Genomic DNA, 8,430 nt, shown 5'->3' on the forward strand with positions numbered 1-8,430 from the left:
TTATCTAGTACAGCCCCTTGTTTTGTTTGGGGAGGGGGAGATCCGCATACACCAAACTCATCTAACCACTTCAATAAGATCGTTTCAAGAATTGTTTCATTAGATTTTCGTGGATCATCATCAAAGTCTTCGAGTTCGCAAATCCATTGGTGTAGATCTGTAAAACGTACTGTTTTGGGATCAAGATCGGGGTTGCGATCATACAATTCTTCTGCAATCAGTTGTGAGTCTGTCCATTTCATTAGTGTGCCGCCTCATTTGCGTGATTAAGGTTATATTTTGGAATTTCCACCACTAAATCTTCTTCTCCCACAATACATTGGCAAGAAAGGCGGCTATCCATTTCCAAGCCCCAAGCTTTATCCAGCATATCCTCTTCTTGATCGCTGGTTTCATTTAAAGAATCAAATCCTTCACGAATAATCACGTGGCAAGTCGTACAAGCACAAGAACCATCGCAGGCGTGGTGAATTTCTACCCCGGCATTGTGTGCCAGCTCTAATAAGTTATCCCCGGCAGCTGCATCAACTACCATACCTTCCGGACAAAACTCTTCATTTGGTAAAAAAATTACTTTTGGCATAATACTTTCCTTTAAATCACAATGATTAAATGAGTTAGGTTAAATCATATCGCTGAAAACCCACTTCAATTTAACCGCACTTTTCTTTACAATTTTTCCATATCCGATACATTCTTACCGGTTAAGGCTTGGTGAATACTCGCATTCATTCGTCTTGCCGCAAATGCTTGCGTAGCCACATCTAAGGCTTTAATTCCTTGTGCAATAGCTTGACGATCGCTTCCCTCTTTCAGGGCAATCAATTGTTTCAACACCGCCTCAATATGATGAAATTCTTCTGTACTGAGCAATGTTGAACCATCCGCTTGTAAGGCGACAATCACACTCTCTATCACACGATCTGCTTCCACCCGTTGCTCTGCCAGCTCTCGGGCCTGTAAATCTTCTTCAGCATGGTCAAAAGAGGATTTAATCATAGCGGTGACTTCTTCATCGGTTAAACCATAAGAAGGTTTAATTTGAATGGAGGCCTGCACTTTAGTGGATTTTTCCATCGCAGTGACACTTAATAGACCATCGGCATCCACTTGATAAGTCACACGAATATGGGCTGCACCGGCGGCCATTGGCGGAATACCACGCAGAGTAAAACGCCCAAGTGAACGGCAATCTTCCACTAATTCACGTTCACCTTGCACAACATGCACGGTCATTGCGGTTTGACCGTCTTTAAATGTCGTAAATTCTTGTGCTCGGGCAACAGGAATGGTGGTATTGCGTGGAATGATTTTTTCCACCAATCCGCCCATGGTTTCGATACCTAGTGAGAGTGGCACAACATCAAGTAGCAACATATTCGCATCGGTTTTATTACCCACTAAAATATCTGCTTGAATTGCCGCTCCTAGTGCCACCACTTTATCCGGATCAATGGAAGTTAATGGTGTTTTACCAAAAAACTCGCCAACTTGCTCACGCACATAAGGCACGCGTGTTGAGCCACCCACCATCACCACTTGTTGAACCTCATCAGCATCGACATTGGCATCTTTTAAGGCTCGGCGACAAGCAAGTAATGAACGTTTTACAAGGGGATGAATTAATTCATTAAATTGCTCACGGGTGATGCTAATAGAAAAATCTTGCCAAGAAATGACCGCACTTTCCGAGTTGCTCAACGCAACTTTTGCTTGACCGGCAAGGGTGAGTAGTTCACGTTGTTGATTAACATTCTGTGGTTGGAATTGTGTTTGTTTCACCACCCAATCAGCAATGCAATGGTCGAAATCATCACCACCTAAAGCCGTATCACCACCGGTTGCAAGCACTTCAAATACACCTTTAGATAAACGCAGGATAGAAATATCAAAGGTTCCACCGCCTAAATCATAAACCGCAATAATACCTTCTTGACCGCTATCTAAACCGTACGCCACAGCGGCGGCTGTCGGCTCATTTAATAAGCGTAATACATTCAATCCCGCTAAACGGGCGGCATCTTTTGTGCTTTGGCGTTGAGCATCATCAAAATAGGCGGGAACGGTAATCACAACCCCGGATAATTCTGCTCCTAGTCGCTGTTCTGCGATATGGTTCAAATGCGCCAAAATATCGGCAGATACTTCCACAGGGCTTTTTTTCCCTTGGTTTGTGAGGATCAACGGCAAGCCATTTTCACTCGCTACAAAATCATAAGGCATGGCTGGATAACGAGCCTGAACATCAGTTAGACTCCGTCCAATTAAGCGTTTGGCAGAAATGATCGTATTTTTAGGATCACTTGAGGCTTGCGCAAAGGCTTCTATCCCCACTTGTTTTCCATTTTTTCCATAGTACACCACGGAAGGAACTAGGCTGCGATCTTGCTCATCATTTAAAATCACCGTCTGACCGCTTCTTACGGAGGCAATTAAGGAATTAGTCGTCCCTAAATCAATCCCTACGGCTAAACGATGTTGATGAGGGGCAGCTGTTTGTCCAGGTTCTGAAATTTGTAATAATGCCATTTTTTTCTCTATCAATTTATCAAATTAATTAACCGGGTAACCGAAACAGTGTTTATCATCTTCTTCCTCTGTAAATAGATCCTGATAATGACGAGCAATGGGCTGAGTTTGCAACGTTTCTAAATTAATAATTTGGTTACCGTTTACTTGTTCCAATAGGAGCTGCCAATTTTCTTTTCGTAAATCATAATAAAAGCTCGCTATATCGGCTGTAAGTGCCCAACCTAGAAATTGCGAATAATTTAGTCCGATACTTTCCCATTTTCGCTTTTTTGGATGATAGTAATAAACTATCCCGATTTTTTCTCCTAAACCACCACCATTTACCGCAAAATAACCGCCTACAATATCATCTGCAATCAATAAATAAAGCGGACGTTCCCCCATACCTTCAAAGGTCTTACCCAAATTCCAAGTAAAAAAACCACGGGGCAATTTTTCGTGCCCCGAACCTAAAATACGCAACCAACCACCGTCAATTAAGAGACCACCGGTTTCATAAATAATCGCCCCTAAAGGAGTTTTGGTTGAAAGCTGCATTCCCAACAATTCGCTATTCGCGGCTTCCACCTCCTTTGGCAACACTTCAAAGTTGTTATTGGCCTGCTTAAACCAGCTTTGAATCATATTCCACGTTGTCTTTTCTTTATCTATTAGTTCATTGAGAGATTTCATTTTATTTCCTTTTACTTATCCCTCTTGATGCTTAGTAATAATATCTTGCCAAGGCAATGAATAATAAAACCAATAAATATCCCTAAAAGGCAAATCATATATTGGTAACCAAGGCTTAAATTCGGTATTAAAATGAAGTATTAGTGGTAACTCATTTTCCGGACGAAGAATCAATTGTGTTAAATTATTTTTAATATAAATATACTCAGCACCAACTAAATAATTAGCATTATGCGTTAATTTCACCCATTTACCTTCAAATAATAAATTTAAAATTCCCTGATCACTATCAGATATTTTATGACCATATTGTTCTGTTAACCTAAGGAGCTCCTGATGGGTATCATACTTTTTCCACAATTGATTATTAATGATTAATACTCCAGCGTTAAAAGCATTATCCTGATTGTGGAAATCATGAGCTAAATTATCTAAACTGGCTGCTAAAAAATAGCCGCCTAGTTCAATTTCAAACATCGAGTTTAATGACCCATTAACAATTACATCACAATCTAAGTAAAGCACTCTATCACTATCAATAAATTCAGGAATGAAGTATCTAAAATAGGTGGAGTCTGAGGATATATGTGGTAAAGTCGAATATTTCTTTAATTCATTATATTCTATTTTTATATCAAAAATTTCACAATTTATTTTCTCTAAAAAAGCACGAATATGACTAAACCACTCACTCGAAAGTTCTCTATTTAAAATAAAAAAACGTATATCTTTATTGTGGTAACAAATTGATTTTATCGCAGTCATTAATTGTTCAGAAAAACGACTATCTGCTGCAAAAACAATTGTGTTTTTATCCACCATAACTATACCTCCAACAATAGCTCTTCCGTTTTTTCTATTTCAGAAATCAATTTTTGAATAAAACGTAATTTATTTGTTAGGGATAATGCGTTATCCCATTCATTATTACTTAAATAAGTTTGTAACTCTTTTAGCATTTCTACTTTAACTTTACAGACATTTTCCTCAAATATAGACAATGCGACTTCATTTTTTTCCAGTTCAATTGTTTCAAGCTCTTCACGCCATTGTAACTGCTGCATTAAAAACGCCACATCTTGCGTGCTCTTTTGTTCAATATCTTGTTGTTCACACAGATTAAGTGCAACAATGGCTTCTGCTCGAAGAATCGGATCTTTTAACGTTTTTAAGGCATCATTCACTTCTGTTGATTTCTGCATCGCCATTCTCTGCTCTAGCGCACTGGCGGATACAAAATTATCAGGATGAAGCGCTTTTTGTAATTCCAGATAACGGGCATTTAATGCTTGGCTATCCAACTGGAAATCAACAGGTAAACCAAAAATTTCAAAGGGATTTAACATACTCTTTTAGCTCAACATTAAACGTGGAAACTTTCACCGCAACCACAGGATTCTTTCATATTTGGATTGTTATATTTAAAGCCTTCGTTCAGCCCTTCTTTGACATAGTCCAATTCAATGCCGTTGAGATAGACCAAGCTTTTCGGATCAACAATCACATTCACGCCGTGTTGTTCAAAGACCTGATCTTCCTCGTTTAACACATCCACAAATTCTAGAACATAAGCCAATCCGGAACAGCCCGATGTTTTGACACCTAAACGCAATCCAATGCCTTTTCCACGGTTATCTAAAAAAGCTTTAACACGTTGAGCCGCTTTTTCTGTTAATGTAATGCTCATTCTTCCCCCCAAGAAATCAGTAAAAGTGCGGTCGAAAACAACCGCACTTTTTATTTATTCACCTTGTTTTGCTTTATAATCGGCAATCGCTGCTTTTATCGCATCCTCGGCTAAAATCGAACAGTGAACCTTCACCGGCGGCAACTCTAATTCTTCCGCAATTTGGCTGTTTTTAATCGCCCCTGCTTCTTCTAAAGATTTGCCTTTAACCCATTCGGTAATCAATGAGCTTGATGCAATCGCAGAACCACAACCATAGGTTTTGAATTTTGCATCTTCGATAATGCCGTTGTCATTGACTTTAATTTGTAACTGCATAACATCACCACAAGCCGGAGCCCCGACCATTCCGGTACCTACGGAACTGTCTTTTTTGTCCATTGAACCCACATTGCGAGGATTTTCATAATGGTCGATTACTTTTTCACTATAAGCCATTTTAACTTTCCTTTTTTAAATTCTGATAAAGACTGTTTCATCAATTTGAGAAGTTGATGAAAGATTAATGGGCAGACCACTCAATCGTATTAAGATCGATACCTTCTTTAAACATATCCCATAATGGGGAGAGTTCGCGTAATTTTTCAACCGCATTTTTGACTAAATTAACAGTGTAATCAATTTCCTCTTCAGTGGTATAACGACCTAAAGTAAAACGAATTGAACTGTGTGCTAATTCATCATTTAAACCTAATGCTCTCAATACATAAGAAGGCTCAAGGCTGGCAGAAGTACAAGCGGAACCGGATGATACGGCAATATCACGCAATGCCATCATCAATGATTCCCCTTCAACATAGTTAAAACTGATGTTTAAGTTATTATCAAGACGATGTGCCATCGAACCATTAACATAGGTTTCTTCAATATCTTTCAAACCGTTATATAAACGATCACGAAGTGCTTTCAAACGTGGCATTTCTGTTGCCATTTCTTCTTTCGCAATACGATAAGCTTCACCCATACCCACAATTTGGTGAACCGGTAATGTGCCGGAACGCATACCACGTTCATGACCACCACCATGAATAATCGCTTCTAAACGTACACGAGGTTTACGGCAAACATATAACGCCCCGATACCTTTTGGTCCATAAAGTTTATGGCTGGACATTGACATCAAATCTACCGGCAATTCGGCAAGATTGATCGGTAGCTTCCCGACACTTTGTGTTGCATCAACATGGAAAAGGGTTTTATTTTCACGGCAAAGCTCACCAATCGCTTTAATATCTTGAATCACACCAATTTCATTATTGGCGTGCATAATGGAAACTAAAATCGTGTCCGGACGAAGGGCGGCTTTGAATTTCGCTAAATCAATTAAACCATCCGCTTCCGGTGATAAATAAGTCACCTCAAAACCTTCACGCTCCAATTGACGACAAGTATCTAATACGGCCTTGTGCTCGGTTTTGCAAGTAATAATATGTTTCCCTTTGGTTTGATAAAAGTGGGCTACACCTTTAATTGCCAAGTTATCCGCTTCTGTTGCGCCAGAGGTAAACACAATTTCACGAGAATCCGCACCAATTAAATCAGCAATTTGGTTACGCGCAATATCTACCGCTTCTTCGGCTTGCCAACCAAATTTATGTGAGCGAGAAGCTGGGTTTCCAAAAGTGCCCTCGATGGTTAGAAATTCCATCATTTTCTTAGCTACTCTTTCATCAACCGGACAGGTTGCTGCATAATCCAAATAAATAGGTAATTTCATTTTCACTCCTAAAATCATTCCAAATTTGACCGCTTAAAATAAACGGCTACTTTCCTATTGATTTACTAATATTAAATTTTCAATATGATGAGATTGAGATTTGACATGCTTATTCACAAGTTCTGCCAAGGTAATCTCATTTAAAAAGCTTTCAATACGATGGCTTAATTCTTCCCAAAGGGTATGGGTTAAACATTCCGTACCTTGTTGGCAATTTCCGCTTCCTAAACATTTTGTTACGTGTATGTTTTCATTCACAGCAGAAATAATCATACCGACAGAAATTTGCTCGCTTGGTAATCCTAATTGGTACCCCCCACCGGGACCTCGAACACTTTTTACTAACCCTCCACGGCGTAATTTCGCAAAAAGCTGTTCTAAATAGGATAGTGAAATATTTTGACGTTCAGAAATATCGGCAAGGTTCACAGGACCAGAACTAGAATTTAATGCAATATCCAGTACTGCCGTCACAGCATAACGTCCTTTTGAAGTAAGTTTCATAAAGTTTCCTTAAAAAATTGCGCTAATATTCACATATCTGACTAAAACAATCAACTATCTCTTTTAGATAAATCCAATCGCTTTTCAACCGCACTTAGCATACCACGTAAAATATTTAATTCGTTTCGTTCTATATTGATACGGGTATATAAACGTCTTAACTTCTGCATCACTCCCGGATTTTGAATAAATCCTAAAGATTGATACAGCTTTTCGGTATGATTGAAAAAATATTCCATATCCTGTGATGTAGCATACTGATTGTCAGACTTAATATCAGGAAGCTGTTGTTCCATCAAGTGTGCCATACGTAATTCATAGCAGACAATTTGAACCGCCATAGCTAGATTTAATGAAGAATAGTCGGGGTTTGCCGGAATCGTCAAATGATAATGGCATTTAAGTAACTCATCATTATGCAACCCCACTCTCTCTCGCCCAAAAATGACGGCAACATTTCCTTGATACTGTGCTACTTTTTCTGCACATTCTCTTGGCTCAATTAATGTACTCTGTAGATGGCGTAAACGTGCGCTTGTCCCTATCACTAAAGAGCAATCGGCTATTGCTTCATCAAAAGTCGAAACAATATTGGCATTGTTAACAATATCATCCGCTCCGGCGGCAAGTGCAATAGACTGCTCATCAATGGATTTCGGAGAAACAAGATAAAGCTGAGAAAGTCCCATTGTCTTCATTGCTCTTGCTGTAGAACCGATATTCCCTGTATGCGAAGTCTCAATGAGAACGATGCGGATATTATCAAACATAATACTTTATTATCTGACTAAATATAGGGGTTATTCTACCACAATAACATTGGATTTAGGTCAAGAATTTTCTTATCTTAATAATAAAGATTAGTTATCAATAATGATTAAATGTTAATGATCATGCAAAAATACAGCAGGCTGATGTAGTAAGATCATCGAAAAGTGATTCCACTGCATTTTTTGATAAACACCCTGTTATTTAAACAGGGAATAACCTGGTATGCTTTGCATGGAAACCATCTTAAAAATCCGCCATCTTTATCATAAAGAAGGGCTTTTTCAGTGTAAAATCGCTGAAAAACTTCGACTCAGTCGTTGTGCTGTCAAAAATATCTCAATATGATTGAGGTTTCCCGCTATTAACCTCAACACAAAATTATGGTCTTATAAAGCACTATTAACCGAACGATTTAAAGAGAAGATGGGGAAGCCATCTTCTCAACGTTTAACCGCAGTACGATATTTTGAGTATTGACAAAACCTTGGTTTTGAAGGGCAATACCCTTGTGTTTCTCGTTTTATTAAGCGTTATAAAGCGTCTTTTT

10 protein-coding genes and 1 pseudogene are annotated in these 8,430 nt (G+C 38.8%); all 11 read right to left on the reverse strand.

What is annotated here, in order from left to right:
* Window positions 1-53 precede the first annotated feature (53 nt).
* Window positions 54-242, reverse strand: a pseudogene (iscX, locus tag BKK50_RS03730) (Fe-S cluster assembly protein IscX); the annotation flags it as partial.
* On the reverse strand, window positions 242-583 hold the full coding sequence (fdx, locus tag BKK50_RS03735; RefSeq protein WP_077415437.1) for an ISC system 2Fe-2S type ferredoxin: 342 nt from the start codon (window positions 581-583) through the stop codon (window positions 242-244). The pseudogene iscX and the gene fdx, both read right to left, overlap by 1 nt.
* A gap of 86 nt (window positions 584-669) precedes the next feature.
* Window positions 670-2,529: a Fe-S protein assembly chaperone HscA gene (gene hscA / locus BKK50_RS03740; RefSeq protein WP_077415439.1), complete on the reverse strand. Its 1,860-nt coding sequence runs from the start codon at window positions 2,527-2,529 to the stop codon at window positions 670-672.
* A gap of 24 nt (window positions 2,530-2,553) precedes the next feature.
* Window positions 2,554-3,204 (reverse strand): DUF2625 family protein, encoded by a 651-nt coding sequence (locus BKK50_RS03745; protein WP_077415441.1) that lies wholly within the window; start codon window positions 3,202-3,204, stop codon window positions 2,554-2,556.
* A 15-nt stretch (window positions 3,205-3,219) separates the two neighbouring features.
* Window positions 3,220-4,026, reverse strand: a complete 807-nt coding sequence (locus BKK50_RS03750; protein WP_077415443.1) for a glycosyltransferase family 8 protein — start codon at window positions 4,024-4,026, stop codon at window positions 3,220-3,222.
* A gap of 2 nt (window positions 4,027-4,028) precedes the next feature.
* Window positions 4,029-4,550 (reverse strand): Fe-S protein assembly co-chaperone HscB, encoded by a 522-nt coding sequence (gene hscB / locus BKK50_RS03755; RefSeq protein ID WP_077415445.1) that lies wholly within the window; start codon window positions 4,548-4,550, stop codon window positions 4,029-4,031.
* A gap of 17 nt (window positions 4,551-4,567) precedes the next feature.
* The gene (gene iscA / locus BKK50_RS03760) at window positions 4,568-4,891 is read right to left on the reverse strand and encodes an iron-sulfur cluster assembly protein IscA (protein ID WP_077415447.1); all 324 of its coding nucleotides are present in this window, start codon (window positions 4,889-4,891) and stop codon (window positions 4,568-4,570) included.
* Between the two features lie 54 nt (window positions 4,892-4,945).
* On the reverse strand, window positions 4,946-5,329 hold the full coding sequence (gene iscU, locus BKK50_RS03765; protein ID WP_077415449.1) for a Fe-S cluster assembly scaffold IscU: 384 nt from the start codon (window positions 5,327-5,329) through the stop codon (window positions 4,946-4,948).
* Between the two features lie 64 nt (window positions 5,330-5,393).
* Window positions 5,394-6,608, reverse strand: a complete 1,215-nt coding sequence (locus tag BKK50_RS03770; protein ID WP_077415451.1) for an IscS subfamily cysteine desulfurase — start codon at window positions 6,606-6,608, stop codon at window positions 5,394-5,396.
* 54 nt (window positions 6,609-6,662) lie between these two features.
* The gene (gene iscR, locus BKK50_RS03775) at window positions 6,663-7,112 is read right to left on the reverse strand and encodes a Fe-S cluster assembly transcriptional regulator IscR (RefSeq protein WP_077415453.1); all 450 of its coding nucleotides are present in this window, start codon (window positions 7,110-7,112) and stop codon (window positions 6,663-6,665) included.
* 50 nt (window positions 7,113-7,162) lie between these two features.
* Window positions 7,163-7,882, reverse strand: a complete 720-nt coding sequence (gene trmJ / locus BKK50_RS03780) for a tRNA (cytosine(32)/uridine(32)-2'-O)-methyltransferase TrmJ (RefSeq protein ID WP_077415455.1) — start codon at window positions 7,880-7,882, stop codon at window positions 7,163-7,165.
* Window positions 7,883-8,430: the final 548 nt, after the last annotated feature.

It is taken from the genome of Rodentibacter rarus (assembly GCF_001998965.1).
Classification (GTDB): Bacteria; Pseudomonadota; Gammaproteobacteria; order Enterobacterales; family Pasteurellaceae; genus Rodentibacter; species Rodentibacter rarus.

Excerpts from the sequence above, each read along its gene's own strand:
- fdx (WP_077415437.1), bottom strand. The coding sequence starts at position 583 with ATGCCAAAAGTAATTTTTTTACCAAATGAAGAGTTTTGTCCGGAAGGT.
- hscA (WP_077415439.1), bottom strand. The coding sequence starts at position 2,529 with ATGGCATTATTACAAATTTCAGAACCTGGACAAACAGCTGCCCCTCAT.
- BKK50_RS03745 (WP_077415441.1), bottom strand. The coding sequence starts at position 3,204 with ATGAAATCTCTCAATGAACTAATAGATAAAGAAAAGACAACGTGGAAT.
- BKK50_RS03750 (WP_077415443.1), bottom strand. The coding sequence starts at position 4,026 with ATGGTGGATAAAAACACAATTGTTTTTGCAGCAGATAGTCGTTTTTCT.
- hscB (WP_077415445.1), bottom strand. The coding sequence starts at position 4,550 with ATGTTAAATCCCTTTGAAATTTTTGGTTTACCTGTTGATTTCCAGTTG.
- iscA (WP_077415447.1), bottom strand. The coding sequence starts at position 4,891 with ATGAGCATTACATTAACAGAAAAAGCGGCTCAACGTGTTAAAGCTTTT.
- iscU (WP_077415449.1), bottom strand. The coding sequence starts at position 5,329 with ATGGCTTATAGTGAAAAAGTAATCGACCATTATGAAAATCCTCGCAAT.
- BKK50_RS03770 (WP_077415451.1), bottom strand. The coding sequence starts at position 6,608 with ATGAAATTACCTATTTATTTGGATTATGCAGCAACCTGTCCGGTTGAT.
- iscR (WP_077415453.1), bottom strand. The coding sequence starts at position 7,112 with ATGAAACTTACTTCAAAAGGACGTTATGCTGTGACGGCAGTACTGGAT.
- trmJ (WP_077415455.1), bottom strand. The coding sequence starts at position 7,882 with ATGTTTGATAATATCCGCATCGTTCTCATTGAGACTTCGCATACAGGG.